General features: G+C 69.3%; 21 protein-coding genes. 13 read left to right on the forward strand and 8 right to left on the reverse strand.

Translation table 11 applies throughout. The annotated features are described in order from the left end of the window. The first annotated feature begins 14 nt into the window (after positions 1 to 14). Positions 15 to 287: a hypothetical protein gene (locus tag B7R21_RS04815; protein WP_116282102.1), complete on the forward strand. Its 273-nt coding sequence runs from the start codon at positions 15 to 17 to the stop codon at positions 285 to 287. Here the strand turns inward: B7R21_RS04815 and B7R21_RS04820 are convergent. From B7R21_RS04820 to kdpF, 6 genes are read right to left on the reverse strand one after another with little or no spacing between them, the layout of a single operon-like run. Beyond that, positions 284 to 1,048 carry a response regulator gene (locus tag B7R21_RS04820; protein WP_116282103.1) on the reverse strand — a complete coding sequence of 255 codons (765 nt, stop codon included), beginning with the start codon at positions 1,046 to 1,048 and terminating at the stop codon, positions 284 to 286. The genes B7R21_RS04815 and B7R21_RS04820 overlap by 4 nt on opposite strands. Beyond that, complete coding sequence (locus B7R21_RS04825; RefSeq protein WP_116282104.1) at positions 1,045 to 3,594, reverse strand: DUF4118 domain-containing protein; 2,550 nt, start codon at positions 3,592 to 3,594, stop codon at positions 1,045 to 1,047. Before B7R21_RS04825 ends, B7R21_RS04820 begins: the two co-directional genes overlap by 4 nt. A gap of 13 nt (positions 3,595 to 3,607) precedes the next feature. Beyond that, the gene (kdpC, locus tag B7R21_RS04830) at positions 3,608 to 4,219 is read right to left on the reverse strand and encodes a potassium-transporting ATPase subunit KdpC (protein ID WP_116282105.1); all 612 of its coding nucleotides are present in this window, start codon (positions 4,217 to 4,219) and stop codon (positions 3,608 to 3,610) included. 37 nt (positions 4,220 to 4,256) lie between these two features. Next, positions 4,257 to 6,419, reverse strand: coding sequence for a potassium-transporting ATPase subunit KdpB (gene kdpB / locus B7R21_RS04835; RefSeq protein WP_116282106.1), 2,163 nt, complete (start codon positions 6,417 to 6,419; stop codon positions 4,257 to 4,259). 5 nt (positions 6,420 to 6,424) lie between these two features. Next, complete coding sequence (gene kdpA / locus B7R21_RS04840) at positions 6,425 to 8,098, reverse strand: potassium-transporting ATPase subunit KdpA (protein WP_116282107.1); 1,674 nt, start codon at positions 8,096 to 8,098, stop codon at positions 6,425 to 6,427. Between the two features lie 5 nt (positions 8,099 to 8,103). After that, positions 8,104 to 8,193, reverse strand: a complete 90-nt coding sequence (gene kdpF / locus B7R21_RS04845) for a K(+)-transporting ATPase subunit F (RefSeq protein ID WP_116282108.1) — start codon at positions 8,191 to 8,193, stop codon at positions 8,104 to 8,106. Between the two features lie 323 nt (positions 8,194 to 8,516). On the opposite strand from kdpF, the gene B7R21_RS04850 reads away from it, so the two are divergent. From B7R21_RS04850 to B7R21_RS04860, 3 genes are all read left to right on the forward strand, one after another. Next, positions 8,517 to 9,182: a hypothetical protein gene (locus B7R21_RS04850; protein ID WP_147305808.1), complete on the forward strand. Its 666-nt coding sequence runs from the start codon at positions 8,517 to 8,519 to the stop codon at positions 9,180 to 9,182. An 82-nt stretch (positions 9,183 to 9,264) separates the two neighbouring features. After that, on the forward strand, positions 9,265 to 9,990 hold the full coding sequence (locus B7R21_RS04855; RefSeq protein WP_116282110.1) for a YcnI family copper-binding membrane protein: 726 nt from the start codon (positions 9,265 to 9,267) through the stop codon (positions 9,988 to 9,990). A 112-nt stretch (positions 9,991 to 10,102) separates the two neighbouring features. Continuing rightward, positions 10,103 to 12,172 (forward strand): bifunctional copper resistance protein CopD/cytochrome c oxidase assembly protein, encoded by a 2,070-nt coding sequence (locus B7R21_RS04860; RefSeq protein ID WP_253259638.1) that lies wholly within the window; start codon positions 10,103 to 10,105, stop codon positions 12,170 to 12,172. Here the strand turns inward: B7R21_RS04860 and B7R21_RS04865 are convergent. Further along, positions 12,111 to 12,776 carry a DUF6611 family protein gene (locus B7R21_RS04865; RefSeq protein ID WP_116282112.1) on the reverse strand — a complete coding sequence of 222 codons (666 nt, stop codon included), beginning with the start codon at positions 12,774 to 12,776 and terminating at the stop codon, positions 12,111 to 12,113. The genes B7R21_RS04860 and B7R21_RS04865 overlap by 62 nt on opposite strands. 192 nt (positions 12,777 to 12,968) lie before the next feature. Here B7R21_RS04865 and B7R21_RS04870 point away from each other — a divergent pair, with 192 nt between their 5' ends. The 9 genes from B7R21_RS04870 (at position 12,969) to B7R21_RS04910 (ending at position 23,461) form a co-directional block, all read left to right on the forward strand. Continuing rightward, a complete protein-coding gene (locus tag B7R21_RS04870; RefSeq protein WP_116282113.1) occupies positions 12,969 to 13,394 on the forward strand; it encodes a YciI family protein in 426 nt (141 codons plus the stop codon). Between the two features lie 66 nt (positions 13,395 to 13,460). Beyond that, entirely contained in the window at positions 13,461 to 14,693 is a 1,233-nt protein-coding gene (locus B7R21_RS04875; RefSeq protein ID WP_116282235.1) for an RNA polymerase sigma factor, read from the forward strand. Between the two features lie 242 nt (positions 14,694 to 14,935). Next, positions 14,936 to 15,397 carry a hypothetical protein gene (locus B7R21_RS04880; protein WP_116282114.1) on the forward strand — a complete coding sequence of 154 codons (462 nt, stop codon included), beginning with the start codon at positions 14,936 to 14,938 and terminating at the stop codon, positions 15,395 to 15,397. Between the two features lie 109 nt (positions 15,398 to 15,506). Then, a complete protein-coding gene (locus B7R21_RS04885) occupies positions 15,507 to 17,978 on the forward strand; it encodes a transglycosylase domain-containing protein (RefSeq protein WP_116282115.1) in 2,472 nt (823 codons plus the stop codon). 198 nt (positions 17,979 to 18,176) lie between these two features. Beyond that, on the forward strand, positions 18,177 to 19,763 hold the full coding sequence (locus B7R21_RS04890) for an ABC transporter substrate-binding protein (RefSeq protein ID WP_116282116.1): 1,587 nt from the start codon (positions 18,177 to 18,179) through the stop codon (positions 19,761 to 19,763). A gap of 86 nt (positions 19,764 to 19,849) precedes the next feature. Further along, entirely contained in the window at positions 19,850 to 20,902 is a 1,053-nt protein-coding gene (locus B7R21_RS04895) for an ABC transporter permease (RefSeq protein ID WP_116282117.1), read from the forward strand. Beyond that, positions 20,899 to 21,843, forward strand: a complete 945-nt coding sequence (locus tag B7R21_RS04900) for an ABC transporter permease (RefSeq protein WP_253259639.1) — start codon at positions 20,899 to 20,901, stop codon at positions 21,841 to 21,843. The genes B7R21_RS04895 and B7R21_RS04900 overlap by 4 nt, the downstream gene beginning before the upstream one ends. After that, entirely contained in the window at positions 21,840 to 22,679 is an 840-nt protein-coding gene (locus tag B7R21_RS04905) for an ABC transporter ATP-binding protein (protein ID WP_116282119.1), read from the forward strand. The genes B7R21_RS04900 and B7R21_RS04905 overlap by 4 nt, the downstream gene beginning before the upstream one ends. Next, positions 22,679 to 23,461: an ABC transporter ATP-binding protein gene (locus B7R21_RS04910; RefSeq protein ID WP_116282120.1), complete on the forward strand. Its 783-nt coding sequence runs from the start codon at positions 22,679 to 22,681 to the stop codon at positions 23,459 to 23,461. Before B7R21_RS04905 ends, B7R21_RS04910 begins: the two co-directional genes overlap by 1 nt. 188 nt (positions 23,462 to 23,649) lie before the next feature. On the opposite strand, the gene B7R21_RS04915 is transcribed toward B7R21_RS04910, so the two are convergent. After that, positions 23,650 to 24,564 (reverse strand): type IV toxin-antitoxin system AbiEi family antitoxin domain-containing protein, encoded by a 915-nt coding sequence (locus B7R21_RS04915; protein ID WP_147305809.1) that lies wholly within the window; start codon positions 24,562 to 24,564, stop codon positions 23,650 to 23,652. Between the last annotated feature and the right edge of the window lie 213 nt (positions 24,565 to 24,777).

Here is a 24,777-nt window from a genome sequence, read left to right on the forward strand (position 1 = left end):
CTAGCGTCGGGGGTGTGCTGAACGGGAATCCCACGCTCTCTGACATCGACCTGCCCGCCGACCTCGACGACCGGGTGGACTTCTGGACCCACCATCGCAAGTACACGCTGCTGCACCACCGGCAGGGCACCTGGTGCCTCTTCGCCGTCGAGAAGTCGAGGCCGCAGATGACGCACGTGTTGGATGCCCGCGGCGCGGAGTGGGTGGCGTCACCGATCGATCTCGGCGGCGGCCGCGCCGTGCACGCACCGGACTGGCGGGGCGCCCTCCGCCGCGTCGTCGTCTAGACCGGGTCGACCTCGCCCGCGGTCTGGCCGTCGCCAACTCCAGCCCCAGCCCCGCCGCCGGCGCCGGAGGCCACGCGGTCGGGATTGAAGCGGTACCCCATCCCCGACTCCGTGAGCAGGTACCGGGGCTGCGAGGGGGAGGGTTCGAGCTTCTTCCGCAGCTGCGCGATGTAGACACGCAGGTAGCCGGTGTCGTTGGTGTGGAACGGCCCCCACACCTCGGTCAGCAGTGCGTCGCGGGTGACGAGCCGGCCGGGGTTCCGCAGCAGCACTTCGAGGATCGCCCACTCGGTGGGCGTGAGCCGGATCGTCTGCGGCTCGGCGGCCGTGCCGTGGTACACGTGTTTTCCGACGAGGTCGACGGTGACCGTTCCGAAGCTGATCACCGGGGCGTCGTCCACGGTGAGCACCCGGCGGGTGAGGGCCCGGATGCGCGCCAGCAGTTCGTCGATGCTGAACGGTTTCGTGACGTAGTCGTCGGCGCCGGCATCCAGAGCCTCGACTTTGTCGGCCTCTCCCGTGCGGCCGGAGACCACGAGGATCGGCACTTCGCTCCAGCCGCGGATGCCGTGGATCACGTCGATGCCGTCGAGGTTCGGCATGCCGAGGTCGAGCATCACGAGATCGGGGTGGTGCTCGATGGCCTGGTTCAGGGCTCCCGCGCCGTCGGCCGCGGTGACGATGTCGTAACCCCTGGCGCGGAGGGTGATGGTGAGGGCGCGGATGATCTGGGGATCGTCGTCGGCGACGAGAATCTTCACGGGGCTGTCTCCGGCATCGGTTCGGGGGTGGGGGAGGGTTCGGGGATGGATGCGGCGGGCAGCGCGATGACCATGGTCAGGCCGCCGCCGGGGGTGTCGTCGGCCTCGAGCGTGCCGCCCATACCTTCGACGAACCCCTTCGAGAGGGCGAGGCCGAGCCCGAGACCGGTGAGGTTGTCGGTGTCGCCGAGACGCTGGAAGGGCACGAAGATCTCTTCGCGGCGGCCTGGCGCGACACCGGGTCCGCGGTCGGCGATGCGGATCTCGACGGTGCCGGCGAACTCGCTCGTGGAGATCAGTACGCGGGCACCGGGAGGTGAGAAGCGCACGGCGTTCGAGAGCAGATTGACGATGACCCGTTCGAGCAGGCCGTGGTCTGCCGTGACCGGGCGGGTCGACTCCGGCAGGTCGAGTTCGATGGTGTCGGGGCCGAGTCCGAGCTCGTCGATGGCCGGCAGCACGATGTCCTCCACGTCGACGGGGCTGAGGAAGACGGCGAGGGCGCCGGCCTGCAATCGGGTGACGTCGAGCAGGTTCGTGACCAGCAGGGAGAGGGTGTCGAGGCTCTCGCCGGCGGTGGCCAGCAGTTCGTCGCGGTCGGCCGCCGAGAGGGTGACGTCGGTGGCGCGGAGCCCGCCGACGGCGGCGGTGGCGGCGGTGAGGGGTCGCCGGAGGTCGTGGCCGACCGCGGCGAGCAGGGCGCTCCGTACCCGGTCGGCCTGGGCGAGAGGCCCGACCTCACCGGCGGTCTCGGCGAGGTCGCTGTACTCGAGGGCGGCGTCGAGCTGGCTGGCGATGACGGTGAGCAGCCGGCGCTCCGAGGCGGCGAGGTCGCCGCCGTGCAGTTCGAGTTCGGCGTGGTCGCCCACGGGAATGCGCGTGATGCGCTCGCCGGAGGAAGGAGCAGAGCCGGACGCAGAGTCATCCACGACCCCGGCGGTGTTCGTCACCGCACCGTCGACGACCAGCCGCACCGCCGACAGGGTGAACGCCTCACGCGTGCGGTCGACGAGCGCCTGCAGGGCATCCTGGCCGCGCACCACGCTGCCCGCGACCGTGGCGAGCAGCTCCGACTCACCGGTGGCGCGTGCCGCAGCCCGCGAGCGTCTCGCCGCCTGGTCGACGACCACGCTGACGAGCACGGCATTCAGAACGTAGAGGCCCAAGGCGACGAGGTGCACCGGCTCCGTCACCGTGATCGTGTAGACGGGGGCCACGAAGAAGAAGTCGAGCGTGAGCCCGGAGAGGAGCGCTGCGAAGAGTGCGGGCCCGAAGCCGCCGATCAGGGCGACGACCACCACGAGCAGCTGGTAGGTCAGCACGTCGCTGGTGATCGAGTCGTCGGATCTCAGGGCGACGAGCAGCCAGGTGACGAGCGGGCCTCCGACGAGCGCCACGGCGAGGCCGAGCATCCGGCGCCGGAGCGAGAGCGCCCCGCCGAGTCTCGGCAGAGCGAACCGGCCGCCGGCCGCGGCGTGGGTGACGATGTGCACGTCGATGTCGCCGGATTCGCGGATGACCGTGGCGCCGATCCCCGGCCCGGTGAGTGCCGCGCTCAACCGGCTGCGGCGACTGACACCGATCACGAGCTGGGTGGCATTCTCGGCACGGGCGAACTCGACGAGCCCGTGCGGGATGTCGTCGCTGATGACCTGGTGGTACGAGCCGCCGAGCGAGTCGACGAGTTTCCGCTGGGCGAGGAGTGCCCCGGGGTTGGCGTTCCGCAGTCCGTCGTTGCTCGAGACGTGCACGGCCAGCAGCTGACCGCCCGAGGATCGGGCTGCGATGCGGGCCCCGCGGCGGATGAGCGTCTCGCCCTCGGAGCCCCCGGTCAGGGCGACGACGACGCGTTCCCTGGCCTCCCATTTGTTCTGGATGCCGTGTTCGCGCCGGTAGTCCTTCAGCGCGCTGTCCACCTCGTCGGCCAGCCAGAGCAGCGCGAGTTCCCGGAGCGCGGTGAGGTTCCCGAGGCGGAAGTAGTTCGAGAGGGCCGCGTCGATACGCGTCGCCGGGTAGACGAATCCGCCGGCGAGACGGTCTCGGAGGGCCTGCGGGGCGAGATCCACGACCTCTATCTGTTCGGCCGAGCGCAGCACGCTGTCGGGCACGGTCTCCCGCTGGGGGGCGCCGGTGATCTGTTCGACCACGTCGGTGAGGGAGTCGATGTGCTGGATGTTGACGGTCGAGATGACGCTGATGCCGGCATCCAGCAGCGTCTCGACGTCCTGCCAGCGCTTCTCGTTCTGCGAGCCGGGGGCGTTGGTGTGGGCGAGCTCGTCGACCAGGGCGATCATCGGGCGGCGGGCGAGCACCGCGGCGAGATCCATCTCGCTGAGTTCGACCCCGCGATGCACGGTGACGGCGCGGGGAATGGTCTCGAGGCCCAGCAGCATGCTCGCGGTGCCGCGCCGGCCGTGGGTCTCGACGACCGCGACGACCACGTCTTTGCCCTCACCCTTCAGCCGGCGGCCCTCTTCGAGCATGGTGTAGGTCTTGCCGACCCCGGGCGCTGCACCCAGCAGCACCCGGAACGTTCCCCGCTTCATCCGGTGCCGTCGCCTAGCCGGCCAGCTGGGCCAGCGCGATGTTCAGCCGCAGAACGTTCACCGTCGGTTCGCCGAGGTAGCCGAGGTCACGCGACTGCGTGGCATTGTCGACCAATTTCTGCACCTCTTCTGTGGAGAGCCCGCGGGTCGTGGCGATCCGCTCGACCTGAAGCTGAGCGTACTCGGGACTGATGTGCGGATCGAGTCCCGACGCGGAGGCGGTGACGGCATCGGCCGGGATCCGGTCGGGGCTCACGCCGTCGGATTCCGCGATCGCGGCCTTGCGCTCGTCGATCGCGGCGAGCAGGTCGGCGTTCTCCGGGCCCCAGTTGCTGCCGCTGGAGGCCGCGGCGTCGTACCCGTCGCCCGCCGCGGAGGGCCGGGACTGGAACCACTCGGGCAACGCGTTGCCGTCGGCGTCGGTGAACGACTGGCCGATGAGGGCCGAACCGACCACGGCATCGCCGGAGCGCACCAGCGAGCCGTTCGCCTGGGCGGGAAGGGCGAGCTGCCCGATCCCGGTGATGAGGAGGGTGTAGGCGACGCCGAGAACGGCGGTGAAGACGATCATCGCGCGGAGGGCGACCCAGTACTGGCGCCCTGCGGTGCGTGAGGTGGTACTCATGGTGTGAGCCTTTCAAATGCTTCTAGAAACCGGCTCATTAGAAACCGGGGATGAGCGTGACGAACAGGTCGATGATCTTGATGCCGATGAACGGCGCGATGACCCCGCCGAGCCCGTAGACGAGCAGGTTGCGGCTCAGCACCTTCGACGCGCTGAGCGGGCGGTACTTCACCCCGCGGAGGGCGAGCGGGATCAGGATCACGATGATGATCGCGTTGAAGATGATGGCCGACAGGATGGCCGAGGCCGGCGAGTGCAGCTGCATGATGTTCAGCACCTGCAGCCCGGGGAAGATCCCGGCGAACATGGCCGGGATGATCGCGAAGTACTTCGCCACGTCGTTGGCGATCGAGAACGTGGTGAGCGCACCGCGGGTGATGAGCAGCTGCTTGCCGATCCGCACGATGTCGATCAGCTTCGTCGGGTCGCTGTCGAGGTCGACCATGTTGCCGGCCTCCTTCGCGGCCGAGGTTCCGGTGTTCATCGCCACGCCGACGTCGGCCTGGGCGAGCGCGGGGGCGTCGTTCGTGCCGTCGCCGGTCATGGCGACGAGGTTGCCACCCTCCTGCTCCCGCTTGATCAGCGCGAGCTTCTGCTCGGGGGTCGCCTCGGCGAGGAAGTCGTCCACGCCGGCCTCGGCCGCGATGGCCGCCGCGGTCAGCGGGTTGTCTCCGGTCACCATGACGGTGCGGATGCCCATCGAGCGGAGCTCGGCGAAGCGGTCGGCGATGCCCTCCTTCACGACGTCCTTCAGGTAGATGACGCCGAGCACCCGGGCGACTCCCGCCGGGGTCTTGGCGGCCACGACCAGCGGGGTGCCGCCGGCCTTCGAGATGCGTTCGATGCTCTCTTCGAGCTCGGCGTGCTCGGTGCTGGCGATCCGCCCCGACTCCTCGACCCAGGCGGTGACCGACGAGCCGGCGCCCTTGCGGATCTGCGAGCCGTCGGGCAGGTCGAGCCCCGACATGCGGGTCTGGGCGGTGAACGGCACGATCTCGCCCGCGACCGTGATGTTGCGGTTGAACCCGTGCTTCACGGCGAGGTCGACAATCGACTTGCCCTCGGGGGTCGGGTCGGCGAGGGAGGACACGGCGGCGGAGTACCGCAGGTCATCCGTCGACACACCCGTCAGGGGCGTGAACTCGGCGGCCTGGCGATTGCCGTAGGTGATGGTGCCGGTCTTGTCGAGCAGCAGGGTGGTGACGTCTCCGGCGGCCTCGACGGCGCGGCCCGACATGGCGAGCACGTTCCGTTGCACGAGGCGGTCCATGCCGGCGATGCCGATGGCCGAGAGGAGGCCACCGATCGTCGTCGGGATGAGGCAGACCAGCAGGGCGATCAGCACGGGCAGGCTCACCTGCGCCGCCGCGTAGCTCGCGATCGGGTTGAGGGTGAGACAGACGATCACGAAGACGATGGTGAGGCTGGCGAGCAGGATGTTCAGGGCGATCTCGTTCGGCGTCTTCTGCCTCGACGCGCCTTCGACCAGCGCGATCATCCGGTCGACGAACGTCTCGCCGGGCTTGGATGTGATCTTCACGATGACGCGGTCGGAGAGCACCCGCGTGCCGCCGGTGACGGCGCTGCGGTCGCCGCCGGATTCCCGCACGACCGGGGCGGACTCGCCCGTGATCGCGGATTCGTCGACCGAAGCGATGCCGTCGACGATGTCGCCGTCACCCGGGATGAGCTCGCCGGCGGTGACCACGACCACGTCTCCGAGGGTCAGGTCGGCCGAGGAGACGACGGTCACCGAGCTGTTGTCGGCGCTGGGGTCGGCCTTCTGGTCGTAGTTGTCGACCCGGTTGGCCGACGTGCTGGTGCGCGTCTTCCGCAGGCTGTCGGCCTGCGCCTTGCCGCGGCCCTCTGCCACGGACTCCGCGAGGTTCGCGAAGACGACCGTCAGCCAGAGCCAGACGGCGATGCCCGCGGTGAACGAGGCAGGGATGGCGGCCCCGCCGGACTCCTCAGCGCCGCCGATGAAGGGTTCGGCGATGGCCAGCGCCGTGGTGAGCACGGCACCGATCTCGACGACGAACATGACGGGGTTCCGCCACATCTCGCGCGGGTCGAGCTTGCGGAACGCGCCGGGTGTGGCGGCGACGAGCTGGCCGAGGCTGAACGCCCCGCCGTTCTTCGGCGCGGCCGGTGTCTCGGTGGGCTGGGGGTCTGACGGCCTGGTGGGTGTGAGTGTGGACATGAGTGTTACTGCAGCCCTTCGGCGAGCGGCCCGAGCGTGATGACCGGGAAGTAGGTGAGTGCGGTGATGATGACGGTGACGCCGACCAGCAGCCCGATGAACTGCGGGCGGTGGGTAGGCAGCGTGCCGGCGGTGGCGGGGATCTTGTCCTGGGCGGCGAGAGAGCCGGCAAGGGCCAGTACGAGCACGATCGGCAGGAACCGGCCGAGCAGCATGGCGACGCCGAGCGCGGTGTTCAGCCACGGGGTGTTCGCCGTGATGCCGGCGAACGCCGATCCGTTGTTGTTCGCTGCCGAGGTGAACGCGTAGAGCACCTCGCTGAGGCCGTGCACGCCCGGGTTCCAGATCGACGTGGTCGTCACGTCGTCCCGGATACCCGGAATCGCGAAGCTCGCAGCGGTGCCGAGCAGCACGATCGTCGGCGTGACGAGGATGTACAGGCTCGCCAGCTTGATCTCGCGCGGCCCGAGCTTCTTGCCGAGGTACTCGGGCGTACGGCCCACCAGCAGGCCGGCGATGAAGACGGCGATCACGGCGAGGATCAGCATTCCGTAGAGACCCGATCCGACGCCTCCCGGGGCGACCTCGCCGAGCATCATGTTCAGCATCGGCATCATGCCGCCGAGGGCGGTGAACGAGTCGTGCATCGAGTTGACGGCGCCCGTCGAGGTGAGCGTGGAGGTCGTGGCGAACAGCGTCGACCCGAAGATCCCGAACCTGTCCTCCTTGCCCTCCATCGCCGAGCCGGCGGCCTGGGCAGCAGAGCCGGCGCCAGAGCTCTCGAAGAGCGTCAGGGCAGTGAGGGACACGACGAAGATGGTCGACATGACCGCGAGGATCGCGAAGCCCTGCCGGGTGTCGCCGACCATGCGGCCGAAGGTGCGGGGAAGACTGAACGGGATGGCGAGCATCAGCACGATCTCGACCAGGTTCGTCCACGCCGTCGGGTTCTCGAACGGGTGCGACGAGTTCGCATTGAAGAAGCCGCCACCGTTCGTGCCGAGCATCTTGATGGCCTCCTGCGAGGCGACCGGCCCGCCCGGGATCGACTGCGTGCCACCGGTGAGGGTGGTCACGTCGGTGAAGCCGTTGAAGTTCTGGATGACGCCGCCGGCGATGAGGACGATCGCAGTGAGGATCGCGAACGGCAGGAGCAGGCGGAGGATGCCGCGGGTGAGGTCGACCCAGAAGTTGCCGATCGTGCCCTCGCGACGGCGGGCGAAGCCGCGCACCAAGGCGATGGCGACAGCGATGCCGACGGCGGCCGACACGAAGTTCTGCACGGCGAGGCCGGCCAGCTGCACGCTGTAGCCCATCGTCACGTCGGGCGAGTACGACTGCCAGTTCGTGTTCGTGACGAACGAGATGGCCGTGTTGAAGCTCAGGCCCTCGGGGATCGCGGGCATGCCGAGCGACTCTGGCAGCACCGCCTGCAGGCGCTGGATGGCGTACAGGATGAGCACGCCGACGAGGGAGAACGCGAGCACGCTCCGGAGGTAGGCGCGCCAGGTCTGCTCGCTCTGGGAGTCGACCCCGATGACGCGGTAGAAGCCGCGTTCGACGCGGAGGTCGCGCTTCCCGGTGTAGATCATGGCCATGTAGTCGCCGAGCGGGCGGTGGATGAGCACGAGCAGGAGCACCAGGGAGGCGACCTGGAGGATGGCGAAGAAAGTGTCCATGGGGGTTAGAAACGCTCCGGTTTCACGAGGGCGTACACGAGGTAGCCGAGGGCAGCGACGGCGAGGACAGCCGCGAGGATGCTGAAGACGATCACAGTTTCTCGACCCCCCTGGCCACGAGGGCAACGATCGCGAACAGCACGATGATGCCGGCTACGTAAAAGACGTCAAGCACGGGAGGCTCCATCCGGGTGGTGATGTGGTGAGGTGGTGGCAGGACTGCTACAGCACACGATTAGACACCTCGGAAGGCGTCGTCTTCACGGTCTTCACGGTTCCCTAACGCTGGGGAGCGGGATCCTTACGCTTCTCCTACGCCCCGACGGAATCGCCCGGTCGACGGCGGGCTGCGGACGGCTCGGCGCGGTTGTTCTACGCTCTGTAGACTGAGCATCGGCGACGATCTGCGGGAGGCCCCATGAGCGACAGGATGGCGCGCACACTGCGCGGCCTCGTCGCGGCCTGCTTCGCGACCTTCGTCGCCGCCTTCTCGCACGTCGCTGTGGGTGGAACCGCCCCCGGCATCGTCGGCCTCTCGCTCGGGATCGCGTTCGCGGCGTTGGCCTGTGTCGCCCTGGCCGGCCGCTCGCTCTCGGTGCTGAGGATCAGCATCGCCGTCGGCCTCAGCCAGCTCGTGTTCCACCTCGTCTTCAGCCTCGGCGGCCCGTCGGCCACGACCGCGGTGATGTCGGGCCACCACGGGGGCGCGGTCTCGTTCGTCACCGACCCGACTGCGGCTGCGACGGCTGCTGCGTCTTCCGCTGCGGCTGGCGGCGGCAGCCTGTCCATGGCCGGCGACGCTCTGATGCAGGGCCACTCGTGGATGTGGGCGGCGCACGCTGCGGCCGCGCTGGTCACCGTGCTGGCGCTCGTGCGCGGTGAGTCGAGCGTGCGCGGGCTCATCCGGAGCGCGACGCTCCGCCTCCGGATGCTCGTCGCCCTGCCGTTCGTCGAACCCCGTGCGGTAGGCGCATCCGTTGCAGGGCGCATCGTGCCCGAACCCTCGCACTTCCGCGACCTCGGCGTCTTCCTGGGCGCGATGCGGCACCGGGGGCCGCCGGCCGGGATCCCCGCCCCGGCCTGACGCTCTGCTTCGTGCGTTCGGTGTCGGTGGCGGTCCTCCTCATACCCACTTACTCACCCACACCGTCAAGGACACCTTCACCATGCAGAAACGCACCCTCATCCGTTACACCACCGCTCTCACGGCGGCCGGCCTGCTGGCCCTCGCCGCGCCGCTGTCGGCCAGCGCGCACGTCAGGGTCACCCCCGACCAGGCTGTCGCCGGCAGCTACTCCACGCTCACCTTCAAGGTTCCGACCGAGTCGGCGACAGCATCCACCACCAAGCTCGAAGTCGACCTGCCGACCGACACCCCGTTCGGCAGCGTCTCGTACCAGCCCCTCCCGGGCTGGAGCGTGGAGGTCATCACCTCGACGCTGCCGACCCCGGTCGTGACCGACGACGGAACCGTGACGGAGGCTCCGACGAAGATCGTCTGGACGGCAGACGCCGGTTCCGCCGTGGCGCCGGGCGCCTTCCAGCTGTTCTCGATCTCGGCGGGCCCCGTTCCCGACACGGGAAGCATCGCTCTGCCGGCCCACCAGACCTACTCCGACGGGAGTGTCGTCGACTGGACAGAGGCGACACCGGCGTCGGGTGTGGAGCCGGAGTTGCCGGCCCCGACGCTCTACATCAACGACGCGCCGCCGGCCGAGGCCGGCGCGGCAGGGGCGACGGTGTCGGCGACCTCCGCGCCCACAGCTGACACGGCATCCGGCAGCACCGTGGCCATCGCGACCGGCGTCGGCATCGGCGGGCTCGCGCTCGGTGCGATCGCCCTCGTCGTGGCCGTCGTGGCACTGACCCGCAAACGCCCCGCAGGCCGGTAGCAGCCCGACTCCCGACGCACCACGGTGTGCGGGCGTGCATCCATCTCGACGCCCGCGCACCGTGCGTGCCCCTCTTGCGACTCCACACCCCGATCCGGGAAGAAGTACCCGCGTGACCCACCCAGCCGACCCCGAATTCCCCGAACCGACGCACCTCCCCTTCACCCTGCCCCGTCTCGGCTGGCCCGAGGCCGTGCTGCTCGCCAGCATCCCGCTCGCCGTGGCGCTGACGCTCGCCGGATTGACGCTCACCGGTGCGTTCTCGAACTACACCTTCATCGACCCCGGGCTGCTCGTCACGCGCGGGTTGCCGATCGCCCGCGTCATCCACGACGGGGCCGCTGCCGTGACGGTGGGCCTCCTTCTGCTGGCGACGTTCGTGCTTCCGGGCCAGAACCGGGTGCCGGGCATCGCGTCGTACTCCCAGTGGTCGGCCGCGCGCTGGGCTGCCCGAGCCGCGGCTGTCTGGGCCGCCGCCGGGATCGCCGTGCTGGTGTTCACCGCGGCGACCACCATCGGCGTACCCGTCACCGACGAGCGGTTCGCCAAGCAGTTCCTCTTCTTCGCCACCGGGATCGAACTCGGCCAGTCCCTGCTCGTCTCGGTCATCGGGGTGCTTGTCGTCTTCGTGACGCTGCTCGTCAGCAAGCGGGTGTCGGTGATCGCGTTCGCTGCGGCCGTGGCCCTGCTCGCCCTCCTGCCGCTCGCGCTCTCCGGGCACGCCGCGGGCTCCGACGAGCACGCCAACGCCGTCGACAGCCTCGCCATCCATCTGCTCGGGGTCTCGACCTGGGTGGGCGGACTCATCGGGCTGATCCTGCTCCGGAAGCGCCTCGGCCGTGACCTTGCCGTGGTCATCGGCCGATACTCCGTGCTCGCCGCGTGGGCATTCGTGGCCGTCGCGCTCTCCGGACTCATCAACGCCTCCCTCCGGATCTCGTCGCCCGCCGACCTGCTGCAGAGTTACGGGCTGCTGATCGTGGTGAAGTCGGTCATCCTGATCCTCCTCGGGCTCGCCGGGTTCTGGCAGCGCCAGCTCATCATCCCGAAGCTCAGGAAGGACCCGGCCGACCACCGGGCCTTCATCCGGCTGGCCGTCACCGAGGTCGTCTTCATGGCCGTCGCGATCGGGGTGTCGGTCGCCCTGTCGAAGAGTGCGCCGCCGGTGTCGCAGGGGTCGGTCGCGGCGACGGATGTGCAGCTCTCCCTGCTCGGATTCCCGTTCCCCGAGCCCGCGACGATCGGCCGGATGCTCACCGCCATCCACCCCGACTGGGCCTTCCTCGGCGGCGCAGCGGTGCTCGCGGGGTGCTACCTCGCCGGAGTCGTTCGTCTGCGCCGTCGGGGTGACGCGTGGCCCGTCGGCCGCACCGCCTCCTGGTTGGTCGGCTGTGTGCTGCTGGCGTATGTGACCAGCGGCGGGCCGGGCGTCTACGGGCAGGTCAGCTTCAGTACCCACATGATCCAGCACATGGGCCTGATGATGTTCGTGCCTCCGCTGCTCGTGCTGGGGGCGCCGATCCTGCTCGCCCTCCGTGCGCTGCCGAAGCGGCACGACCACAGCAGGGGGCTCCGCGAATGGATGCTCGTGGTCGTGCACTCCCGGTTCCTGAGGGTGATCTCCTTCCCTGCCGTCGCGGGGATCCTCTTCGCCGGCAGCCTCGTGGTGTTCTACTACACCGACTGGTTCGAGTTCTCGCTCGACACCCACCAGGGCCACGTCTTCATGTGCCTGCACTTCCTGGCCACCGGGTACCTGTTCTTCTGGGTGATCATCGGAGTCGACCCCGGACCCCAGCGGCCGAGCTACCCGCTCCGCATCATCCTGCTGCTGGCGACGCTGGCCTTCCACGCCTTCTTCGGGCTCGCCATCATGTCGTCGGACACGATCTTCGCCATCGACTGGTGGCACGCCCTCGGCTACACCGACGATGCGGCCCTCCTCGCCGACCAGCACGTGGGCGGTGGCATCGCCTGGGGCGCGGGGGAGTTGCCGGTGCTCTTCGTGACGCTCGCCGTCGTGCGGCAGTGGATCACCTCGGAGGAACGCGAAGCGAAACGCTACGACCGGAACGCCGCACGCACCGGCGAGGCCGAGCTGCTCGCCTACAACGAGCGCCTCAGTGCGCTCGCGGTGCGCGACCGGGACCGGGACCGCGACCGGGACCGCGACCTGTCCTGAGCTTCGCCGGCATCGGCATCGGCATCTGTGCCTGTGCCCGTGCCCGTGCCGCTGCCTGCTCGGGCATGGCGTTGTAGATCTGCGTGCAGCAGAACTCGTACTCGGCCGGGGTCACGAGTCCGCGGTCGTTCCTGTCGTCGAGGGCCCGCAGGCGGTCGGTGGCCGCCTGGTAGAAGTCGACGTCGCCGATCGTCTCCATGCCGCCGCCGAGCGGAATGGTGACCACGGTCAGGCACTTCAGCCGTGGTCGGAGGGTTCGGGTCATCCGCAAGCCGGCGAGGAGCCCGAGCGCGTACACCGCTACCGCGGCGGCGGTCGCGGCCGGGGCAGCGGTGTACGCGCTGAGTGCGAGGAGCGTGAAGAGAGCCACGACCGCGCCGACGACGGGCCAGGTGCGGGAGAAGTGCAGGGCGCGGCGTTCGGCGTGGGTGGTGCCCGGAGGGTAGACGGTGAGCCGCGTGCGGTTCCACGATGTACGCCCGGCGGGGCTGACGTCGATGCTGCCCCAGCGGTGCGGTCCCTCCAGCAGGTGCTCGGCGGTGCGGGAGGCGAAGGCCGTTGCCGGGTGGTGGTGTGCGGCGAAGAGGGAGTGGTACTGGGTCATGGGCTCAGGCTAGATTCGGATTCCGACCTTCGGCGGAGTCCTGACGGACTTCATACGCTTCCTTGACGGTCTTCTGACGGGCTTGGCGGAAGTGGTGGGAATTCTTTCCGGCCCGTGTCGATTCCGCCGCATCCCGTTCGACGTCATAGTAGGAGCACGCATTCCGCGGCCCGCACCGAAACGGAGAACCCCATGAAGTACATGCTGATCATGCGAGCGACAGACGAAGCCAAGGCCGCCTACGAACAGGCTGACTTCGCCCAGATCATGCAGCAGATGGGGGTCTACAACGACGCCCTGGCCAAGGCGGGCGTACTGCTCGCGGGCGAAGGTCTCGCCGACAGCATGACCGACAACTTCGTCGTCGACTTCGCCGGCGAGGCACCCCTCGTGACCGACGGCCCGTACGGCGAGACCCACGAACTGTTCAGCGGTTTCTGGATCCTGCAGGTCGGCTCGAAGGAGGAGGCAGCCGAGTGGGCCTCCCGCGCGCCGCTCGGCGCGGGGTCGAAGCTCGAGGTGCGCCGTGTCTCGGAGATGAGCGACTTCGCCGAGTTCAGCGACACCGATGCGATGAAGAACGAGGCGGCCTGGCGCGACGCGAACGGCCAGGCGTGAGCTGTGGCTGAGGCCGGAACAGCTGCCGCTGCTGCCGACGCCGCTGCCGCTGCCGCCGTCGCCCGCATGGTCGACGGCGTGTGGCGCATCGAGAGCGCCCACATCGTGGGAACCCTCGCACGCCTCACCGGCGACATCGGCCATGCCGAAGACCTGGCTCACGAGGCCGTTGTCGACGCGCTCACGCAGTGGCCGTCGGCCGGTATTCCCTCAAACCCCGCCGCCTGGCTCACCGCGGTCGCGAAGCGCAAGGCGATCGACGGTTGGCGACGACGCGAACGGTTGGATGCCCGCTACCAGGAGCTGGGTCTCGACCTCGGCTCGGGCACGGCCGCCCTGCCCGCAGACGATGCCGCCTGGCAGCCGATCGACGACGACGTGCTGCGACTCATCTTCACGGCCTGCCACCCCGTGCTCGGGCGCGAGGCGCAGATCGCTCTGACGCTCCGCATCGTCGGCGGGCTCACCACGGAGGAGATCGCGCGGCTGTTCCTCGTACCGGTCGCGACGGTTCAGGCGCGCATCACCCGCGCCAAGAAGACGCTCTCCGCCGCGCGTGTGCCGTTCGAGGTGCCCGATCCGGGCGAGTGGTCCGCGCGCCTCAGCTCCGTGCTCGGCGCGGTCTACCTCATCTTCAGCGAGGGATATGCGGCGACATCCGGAGAGCACTGGATGCGCGTCGACCTCGCGAATGAGGCCCTCCGCCTCGGCCGCGTCCTGGCGGCGCTCGTTCCCCGCGAACCGGAGGTGCTCGCCCTCGTCGCGCTGATGGAGCTGCAGGCGTCCCGCTTCGGGGCACGAGTGCAGACGGACGGCACGCCGATCCTCCTGGTCGACCAGGATCGCAGTCGCTGGGACCGTTCCCAGATCGCGCGGGGGCGCGCCCTGCTTGCGAGATCGGATGCACTCGGCCGAGGTCGCGGCAGCTATGCCCTGCAGGCGGCAATCGCCGAGCGTCACGCGACCGCGCCGAACGTCGACGGAACCGACTGGGCCCACATCGTGCTGCTCTACGAGGCGCTCGGCCAGCTCGCCCCGAACCCGGTGGTCGAACTCAACCGGGCGGTCGCGGTGTCGATGGCGACCGGGCCCGCCTCCGCGCTGCTGATCGTCGACCGGCTCGCCTCGGGCGGGGCGCTCGCCGGGTCGCACCTGCTGCCGAGCGTGCGGGGCGAGCTCCTCTCCCAGCTCGGACGCACCGACGAGGCCCGCTCAGAACTCACCACGGCGGCGGCGCTCGCCGGGAACTCGCGCGAGCGCGCTGTGCTGCGTGCGAAGGCCGCGGCCCTCGCTCCCTGACTCTCGTCCCGCCCGCCTCCCCGCCCACGGTTCCGCTCACATTTGTTGCTTCCGCTGGTGCGCGCGCAGGCGCGGAAGCGACAAATGTGAGCGCAACGGTGGGGGTGGGGGAAGGTGGGGTGGGAAGGTGGGGTGGGAAGGTGGGTGGGAAGCGGCTGGCGGGAGCGCCTGCACCTCTTTCCCATATTCGGGTGCTTTGCTGAGGGCGACAGCAGACCGCCACACGACCGCCGGGGGAGACCGTGACAGCACTGAGCTTCGCCGCGCAGCCTTCGCTCTCGCTTCGCTCCCGTCGTGTGGCCGTGATTCTGTTCGCGCTGGTGGTGGCGCTCCTGTGCGTTTCGCAGTCCGCTCCCGCAGCCACCGCTTCGGCTTCGGCCACGCGCATCGCCGCGCCAGCTCCGGCCGCACCCGCACCCGTCACAGCCGCCGACGCGGAAGGCGCAGGAGCGGCGGAAGCTGCCGACGCGCCACTGTCCGCCGACGCGCCACTGTTCTCCGCCGCGGCCACCCCCCTGCACCGCGACGCGCGCCACCGCCAGGGCGCAACACCGCTCGCCGCCGCCGGGGTGCTCCAGGCGGGCCTCGCCTCGCCGACGTCACTTGCCGTCGGGCTAACCCCCCGCGCATCCGGAACCGCAGCCGGCCACGCCGTACCCGCCGGCCGCACCGTCACCCTCCTCCTCTCGATCAACCGCACCTAGCTCGGGCACGGGGCCGCCCAGCGGCCGGAACGGAAGCGGCCACCCAGCGGCCGTCGTCCGTCACACCCCCCCCACAGCCGAGCACCGATGCATCCGAGAGTCCGAGCACATGACGCAGCACCCCAGCAACAGCACCACCCGCACCTCAAGCACCCCAAGCACCTCCCGCGGCTCCCGCGTCGGCCGCGCCGTGGGCGCGAAGATCGGGGCCGCCACCGGCCTTGTCGGCCTCAGTGCGATCGCGGGCCTGCTCGTGACCGCCATGATCACGCCGGTGGTCGCCGTCGCGGGGGTGGGTGCGACCAGCACGCTGGGGGTGTTCACGAGCCTGCCCGACTACATCCGGCCCGACCAGCTTCCGCAGAAGAGCAACATCTACGCCGTCGATGGCACCGGGGCGAATGTGCTGCTCGCCTCGGTCTTCGAGCAGGACAGGGAGGAGGTCGCCTGGGCCCAGATCTCCCCGTTCGCGAAGGACGCCGTGGTCTCCACCGAGGATCCGCGCTTCTACCAGCACGGCGGCGTCGACGTGGCGGCGACCGTGCGTGCGGCGCTCGGCAACGCGGCATCCGGCGGCGTCGAGTCGGGGGCGTCGACGATCTCGATGCAGTACGTGAAGAACATCCTGGTGCAGCGTGCGGAGGCGATCACTGACGAGGCCGAGCGCACCCTCGCCTACCAGCAGGCCACACAGACCTCCATCGACCGCAAACTCAAGGAGATGAAGCTCGCGATCGGCCTCGAGAAACAGTTCTCGAAGAGCGACATCCTGCTCGGCTACCTCAACATCGCAAGCTTCGGCGGGGTGACCTACGGCATCCAGTCCGCCGCGAAACGCTACTACGGTGTGGATGCCGCGAACCTCAGCCTCGCGCAGGCCGCCAGTCTCATCGCCATCGTGAACGAGCCGAACGGATTGCGGCTCGACGACCCCGACAACATCGCCTCGAACCAGGCGCGCCGCGACCTCGACATCCTCCCGGCGATGCTGAAGGCCAACACGATCACCCAGGCGCAGTACGAGGAGGCGCTCGCCACGCCGGTCGCGCCGCAGATCACGGAGGTGTCGACCGGATGCTCGACCGCCAACAGTCTCGGGGCCGGTTTCTTCTGCGACTACGTCGGGCGCCAGATCGTCAACAGAGCGCTGCTCGGAACAGACGAGGCGGGCGTCGCCAAGAACCTCGACCGCGGCGGGTACGACGTTTACACCACGCTCGATGTGGATCTGCAGACAGCGGCCCACGCACAGCTCGACGAGTACGTTCCGCGCTCGAGCGGCGCACTCGACCTCGGAGCGTCGCTGGTGACCGTCGAGCCCGGCACCGGCAGGGTGCTCGCAATGGCCCAGAACAAGGAGTACAATACCGACCCCGGCGCGGCGACTCCCGAGAGCACCGCAGTCAACTACGGCACTCGGTTCCCCGACGGCGGATCCACGGGCTTCCAGGTCGGCTCGACCTACAAGATCTTCACTCTCGCCGAGTGGCTGAAACAGGGAAACGCGCTGAACGACCGGGTGAACGGCAACCAGCGCACGTTCACCATCTCGGACTTCGAGAACTCCTGCCAGGGCCCGGGGCCCGGCACCTACTCGTCGAAGAACGACGGCGGCGGCAACCCGGGCACGATCAGCGTGCTGAACGCGACCGCGTCGAGCGTGAACAACGCCTACCTGACGATGGCCGAGCGCCTCGACCAGTGCGAGATCCGCAAGACCGCCGAGGCGTTCGGGGTGGCGCGGGCCGACGGCGACGAGCTGACCTCGTACCCCTCGGATGTACTCGGCACGAACGAGATCGCCCCGCTCGACATGGCGGCGGCCTTCGCTGCCGTCGCCAACGAGGGTGTCTACTGCGCGCCCGTCTCGATCGCCCGCATCGTGGACTCCGCGGGCGCCGAGCTCGCGTTGCCGCCGGCGTCCTGCACCCCCGCCGTCTCGCCGGAGATCGCCGCGACCATGGCCTACGCGCTCACCAGCGTCGTCACGAGCGGCACGGCCACGGCATCCAACCCCCGGAACGGCATCCCGCACTTCGGCAAGACGGGCACCACCAACTCCGAGAAGGACACCTGGTTCGTCGGCTCGACGACCAAGCTCACCACGGCGGTCTGGGTGGGCAACGTGGTCGGTGAGGTGTCGCTCCGCAACACGTCGATCGACGGCACGAACGGGGCCAGCCTCCGGCACCTCGTCTGGCGCGGATACATGCTCGCCGCCGACGGCAAGTACGGCGGCGACGCGTTCCCGGCCCCCGACCGTGCCCTCGTGCAGGGCGTGCAGGTGTCGATCCCGTCCGTCGTCGGCCAGTCGGTCTCCGCGGCGCGCGCGGCCATCGAGGGTGCGGGCTTCGAGTTCCAGGACGGTGGATCCACGGCCTCCGACCAGCGCGCCGGCACCGTCGCCCGCACCACCCCCTCGGGCTCCGCGGGCCGCGGTTCGACGGTCACGGTCTACACGAGCGACGGCAGCCAGGTGCCGGCGCCCGCGCCCGCCGAGGCCCCGGGCCAGACGACCGGCCCGGGCCAGGCGGCAGTGCCCCGCCCGGGCGCCACGGTGGGGCCGGCACCCGCCGACTGACGCCGCCGGAAGCCTCCTGGCGCCCGAACCGACGCGCCAATCGAAAGGCCAGAGCCGGCCGAAGAAATACAATCGAAACGTCCGAGGCGTATAAAGGGTAATACAGCACGCATCACTGCACGCATCACACCGCTACATCACCTGCACTCACATCACCTGCACTCACATCACCTGCACTCTGCTCGAGAGGTTCTTCCCGTGAAACTACCCACCAGACCCGCCAGGGTCACCGCCCTCGTGGCCATCGGCCTCGCCTCGGTGCTCGCCGTCTCGGCCTGCACCGACAACTCGGTGTCGACCTCGTCGACGGGCGCCGCCGACAAGACGCTCGTCATCGACAAGTCGTTCGACCTCAAGACGAGTGACCCGGCCCGGGCGTTCGAACTCACCGGCAGCATCGTCGACAAGGCGATCTACGAGACGGTCCTCGACTTCAACGGCAGCGACGTCACGAAGGTCGTCCCCGGCATCGCCACGTTCGAGGAGAACGCCGACAACACGGTGCTCACCCTCACGATGGATGGCACCCACACCTTCTCCGACGGCACCCCGGTCACGGCCGACGACATCGTCTTCTCGCTGCAGCGCGTGCAGGGCATCGCGGGCAACCCGTCGTTCCTGCTCGACGGCGTGACCGTAGCGAAGGTCGACGACAAGACCATCACGCTCACCAGTGCCACCTCGAATCCGGCCCTGCCGTTCATCCTGCCGAACCCCTCGCTCGGAATCGTGAACTCGAAGGTTCTGAAGGCCAACGGCGGCACGACCGGTGCGGATGACGCGGCCGAAGCCTTCCTCAACACGACGTCGGCCGGGTCGGGCCCGTACCAGCTCGAGTCGTACGACGTGACCACGAAGGTCGCGTTCGCGCTGAACCCGAACTACGCGGGCACCAAGCCGGCCTACAGCCGCGTCGTGCTCGAGAACGTCGAGGGCCCCACGCAGAAGATCAACGTGCAGGCCGGTTCGGCCCAGGTCGCCCTCGACCTGAACGCCGACCAGGTGCAGGGCGTGGACAGCTCCGTGAAGGTGCTGAAGAACGCCTCGCCGTACCTGATCTACAGCTGGTACAACCAGGACCCGGCCGTCGGTGCCGGCGTCACCAACAACGCCGACTTCGTGAAGGCTGTGCGCCAGGGCATCGACTACAGCAAGCTGCTGTCGATCGCCGGTGAAGGTTCGACGCAGCCCGGCGGCATGGTTCCGTCAATGTTCCTCGGCGCGATCACGAGCGACCCGGCCAACGTCTTCGACATCGACAAGGCGAAGGCGTCGCTTGCGGCATCCGGATACTCGGGCCAGCCGGTCACGTTCTCGTACCCGAACGACATCACGGTCAACGGCCTGCAGATGCAGACCCTTGCCGAGGCCATCCAGTCGCAGCTGAAGGATGTCGGCGTCACGCTGACGCTCGCTCCGTCACCGATCTCGACCTTCCTCGACGCGTTCCGTGCGGGCAAGCTCCAGTCGGGCATCATGTACTGGGGCCCGGACTACCCGGACCCGGCCGACTACCTCGTCTTCAACCCGGGTGAGTCACTCGGCCTCCGCGCCGGCTGGGCTGCGGGAAGCGACGCCACTGTCACGTCTGCCGCCGATGCCGCTTCGGCTGCGAGCGGGGACGACGCCCGCAAGACCGCCTACGAGGCCTGGCAGAACGCCGCGAACGCGACGGGACCGTTCATCCCGGTCATCCAGCCCGGCCAGTACGCCGTCACGACCTCGGAGATCACCACCCTCGATCTCAACCCGGTCTGGACCGTCGACATCGCCGACATCAAGTAACCGCCGACTCAGTCATTCGCTCACACAGTCAATCTCCGACACAAAGTAGAGAACAGCTCATCAGCACCACAACATCCAGCGCCCAGGTGCCGGTCACGCTCCGTCGTGGCCCGCACCTGGGGCCGTTGGCCCGGTACATCCTGATCCGCTTCGGTATCAGCGTTCTGCTCATCTTCGGCGTCACGCTGGTGACGTTCACCCTCGCGAACCTCGTGCCCGCCGACCCGGCGCAGGCCGCGCTCGGTGAGCGTGCGGCATCCGATCCGGCGATCGTGGCCGCGTTCCGCGAGGCGCAGGGGCTCGACAAGCCGGTCGTCACGCAGTACCTCCTCTACATTGCGCACCTCTTCCAGGGCAACCTCGGCACGTCGACGCAGTCGCACAACCCGGTCACCCAGGATCTCTCGGTCGCCTTCCCGGCGACCGCGGAGCTCGCGCTGTTCGTCATCGTCTTCTCGATCATCATCGGTGTGGGGCTCGGAACGTGGGCCGCCCTTCGGCAGAACCGTTTCGTCGACCAGCTCTTCCGGGTGGTCAGCCTGATCGGCATCTCGATCCCGACGTTCTGGCTCGCACTCGCGGCGTTCTACGTCTTCTTCTACCAACTGCACTGGGCGCCGGGAACCGGCCGTCTGAGCGCCTCGCTCCAGGCGCCGCCGAAGGTCACCGGCCTGTACACGGTCGACGCGCTGGTCGCAGGCCAGTACACGACCTTCTGGAATGCGCTCTCGCACCTGATCCTGCCGGGTCTCGTGCTCGTGCTCTTCACGGTCGGTCTCCTGGTGCGCTTCTCCCGCTCGGCGGTGCTCGACGTTCTGAACCAGGAGTACGTGCTGGCCGCGCGGGCCAAGGGCCTCAGCTCGGCGGCCGTCATCTTCCGCTACGTGCTCCGCGGGGCATCCCTGCCGATCCTCACGATCGTCGGCCTCGCCTTCGGCTCGCTGCTTTCGGGCACAGTGCTCACCGAGCAGGTGTTCGGCTGGGGAGGTATCGGCCAGTACGCCTACAAGTCGGCGACGACGCTGGATCTGCCCGCCGTCATGGGCGTCGGGCTCGTGGTCGGTGTGGTGTACATCCTGACCAACTTCATCATCGACGTCGTCTACGGCGTCATCGACCCCCGGGTGCGTGTGCAGTGAGTCGGCCTGACCTTCAAAATCCTGTCCCCCTGGATCCCGCTCTGGATGCTCCCACCGCCGGTGCCGCCACGCGCCTCCGTTTCGCGGCCGTGCGCTCGCGCCTCCGCCTCCCCTCGGCCTATCGACGCCCGATGGCCGTCATCGGTTTCACGATCATCGCGCTCTGGTTCATCGTCGCGATCTTCGTGCCGTGGATCGCGCCCTTCGATCCGCTCGCCCAGCAGTTCGACAGGCTGCAGCCGCCGGGGCCGGTCAACTGGTTCGGCACGGACTCGCTCGGCCGCGATGTGCTCAGCCGCACCCTCTACGGAGCCCGGATCTCGCTGCCGCTGGCACTCATCCTCGTCGTCGCGTCGGCCATCATCGGGTCGGTGCTCGGCGCCATCGCGGGGTACTTCGGCCGCGCTGTCGACGAGGTCATCATGCGGGTCGCCGACCTGGTGTTCGCGTTCCCCACGATCATCCTGGCCATGATCGTGACGGCCGCCCTCGGGCCGAGTCTCACGAATGCGGTCATCGCGCTGCTGTTCGTCTCGTGGCCGAGTTACGCCCGCGTGATGCGGTCGATGGTGCTCGGGGCGCGCTCGCGCGAATACGTGGTCGCCGGCCGGCTGCTCGGGTTCAGCCCGTTCCGGTCGTTGCAGCGCGACATCCTGCCGAACGTAGCCGCGCCCGTGCTGGTGCTCGCCACGCTCGACTTCGGCAACGCCATCCTGCTGCTGTCGGGGCTGTCGTTCCTCGGTCTTGGGGCCACGCCGCCGACGCCGGAGTGGGGCGCGATGGTCGCCGACGGCGTGCAGAACTTCAGCGACTGGTGGCTTGCGGCCTTCCCCGGGCTCGCGATCTTCACCGTCGTCGTGGCGTTCAACCTCGTGGGCGACGCGCTCCGCGATTCGCTCGACCCGCGCACCGCGGGCGCTGTGCAGGGGGTGAAGATATGAGTGACACCACGCCGCACGGGCTCAGCCTCCGTGGCCTGACCCTAGAACTCGGCTCGAAGGGGTCTGCCAAGCAGATCCTCCGCGGTATCGACCTCGACATCCCGGCAGGCTCGATCACCGGGCTCGCGGGCGAGTCGGGTTCGGGCAAGACGATGACGGGCCTCGCGATCTGCGGACTGCAGCCGGCCGGATCCCGTCTCGGCGGCACCATCTCCTACACAGGACCCCGCGGTGCGGCGCCGAACCTGCTCGCGCTCCGGCCGCGGGCGATGAACGCGCTCCGGGGCCGCGAGATCGCGATGATCTTCCAGGACCCGACAGCGAGCCTGCACCCGATGATCACCATCGAGGCGCAACTCACGGACGGGATGCGGCACCACCTCCACATTTCGCGGTCGGAGGCGCGCACGCGGGCTCTTGCGCTGCTCTCGCGCGTTCGTGTTCCCGATCCTGAGACGGCGTTGAAGAAGTACCCGCACCAGTTCTCGGGCGGGCAGCTGCAGCGCATCGCGATCGCCATCGCGCTGGCCTCGGAGCCCAGCGTGCTCATCGCCGACGAACCCACGACCGCGCTGGACGTGACCGTTCAGGCGGGCATCCTGCACCTGCTGCGGGAGCTCTGCGACACCCTCGACCTGGCGATCCTGCTCGTGACGCACGACCTAGGCGTGATGTCGGCGCTCGCCGACACGGTGACCGTCATGCGCTACGGCGAGGTGGTGGAGCACGGCTCGCGCTACCAGGTGATCCGCGAGCCGCAGAGCGCGTACACGAAGGCGCTCATCGATGCGCTGCCGCACCCGCCGGCAGAGAACACAACCGAAGGACAACTCTGATGGCCGGCCAGCTCGCCGTGCGCGACGCCCACGTTACCTACAAGCTCCCCGGGCGGCGCCTCCTCGCGGCCGTCGACGGCGTGAGCTTCGACCTCGCACCCGGCGAAGTGCTCGGGTTGGTGGGGGAGTCGGGCTGCGGAAAGTCGACCCTCGCCCGCGCCATCTGCGGTCTCGAGCCGCTCTCGTCCGGAACGGTCACCTTCGACGGGCAGTCGATCCCGACTCTCGGGCTCCGGCGGCGCCCGGCGCACCTGCTCCGCATCCAGATGGTGTTCCAGAACCCGTACAGCTCGCTGAACCCGCGCCGCCGGGTCGGGGACCAGATCGCGGATGGCCTCGCCATCGCTCCCGCTTCGGAACGGTCATCCGTGGCCCAGTTGCTCGACGACGTCGAACTCGACCGGAACGCGGCGGGGATGTTCCCGCACCAGTTCTCTGGCGGACAACGGCAGCGCATCGCGATCGCCCGCGCAATGGGGGCGCGGCCGGACATCCTCGTCGGCGACGAACCCATCGCCTCGCTCGACGCGTCGCTCCAGGCCAAGGTCGCCACGCTGATGCGTGACGTCGCGCTGAAGAACGGCGCCTCGCTGCTGTTCATCAGCCACGACCTGTCGGTCGTGCGCGTCGTGGCCGACCGGGTGGCCGTCATGCAGGCCGGACGCATCGTCGAGACCGGCCCCGTCGCCTCGGTCTGGTCGGCCCCCGCCGACCCGTACACGCAGCGCCTGCTCGCCGCCATCCCCGTGGCCGACGGCCTCGGCCGCCTCCCCGCCGCCTGACCCCCGCCCCTCCGCCTGCCCCCGCCCCACCGCATCCTCCGCCCCCGTCCCGCCGCCTGCCCCCCGCCTCGCGGCTCCACCCCGCTCTCGTCCGGGAGGAGCGCCGCCGATCCTCGCTGTATACAGGGTCGGATCGGCTGTGCTCCTCCCGAACGGGAACAGCGGAGGGCGTGCGGGGTCGCCGGGCTTCACTCCAGCGGCAGCCCGAGCCCAGCGCGGAGCTGGCGGGCGCTCCAGCGATGCTCCTTCCGGGCGACGATCGCCCGGATCAGAGCCTCCACACGCGGCCATTCGAAGATCACCTGCGCGTAGGTGAACCGCAGAACCGAGCATCCGTACTCGTGGAGGAGGAAGTCACGACGTCGGTCCTCGGCGAAAGCGGCTTCCGTCGAGTGCCACTCCCTGCCGTCGAGCTCGATCACGAGTCTGTCACCCACGACGAGGTCGACGGCGCCCACGCCACGCACCTGCACCTGGGTGCGGTAGGTGATCCCGAGCGCGCGGAGCCGGAGACGCGCGGTGGTCTCCAGCCCCGAGTGGGAAGATGCACTCGACAGGGCGAGCACCTCCCGATGCTCGTGTGTGAGTCGTGAGGCGTGGATGCCCAGCCGGTACCGATTGGTCAGTCTCTTCTTCAGCGCTGAATCGAAAGCGGCTACAGCGTGATTGCGCTCCTGGCAGTCGACCATCTGCATGAGGGCCTCTTCAAGGGAGTCCCTGGCGACGACAGGGGCACATGAACCCGTTCGGCTCCGATGGAGGCAGACGCCGTGGGCCGATGGTTCGCCGAGCGGTTCAGCCCTGTCGTCGGGGGAGGAGAGGTGGCCTGCATGCCGTCCGACCCGAACGTGTAGGAGGCCATCCGTCGCGCACCAGACGCCCAGGGGTTCGAGTGCGGAGAGCGAGGTGAGGGTGCCGCCGACCCGGACTGCCCGGATGACGTCGCGGGGCGCATCCAGCGTGTGCACCCATCCGCGACGGAGACGGATGAGGGTGCCGGCGCGAACGGCGTGGCGCACACCTGCGGGAGTGACGCCCAACGTCTCGAGCTGGCTGGTGTGGGCGACCCCGCCGAGCCGGGTCATGCGTTCTTCGAGTTCCATGCCGAGCAGTGTGGCCGCGCGTCGCGCCGTCCGGGGCGCTGTCGGCAAATCTGTGGACAACTTTTTCGCGCGACATCCGCTCAGGGAGGAGCACGGCCCAACCGAGGCGAATAGAGCGTCGGATCGGCTGAGTTCCTCCCGGGCGGACGGGCGGACGGGCGAGCGGGCGGGAGGGCGCGTGCGGGCGCGGGCGGGCGCCTACAGCTCGAGGGC

The sequence above is a fragment of the Subtercola boreus genome, from assembly GCF_003399625.1.
Classification (GTDB): domain Bacteria; phylum Actinomycetota; class Actinomycetes; order Actinomycetales; family Microbacteriaceae; genus Subtercola; species Subtercola boreus_C.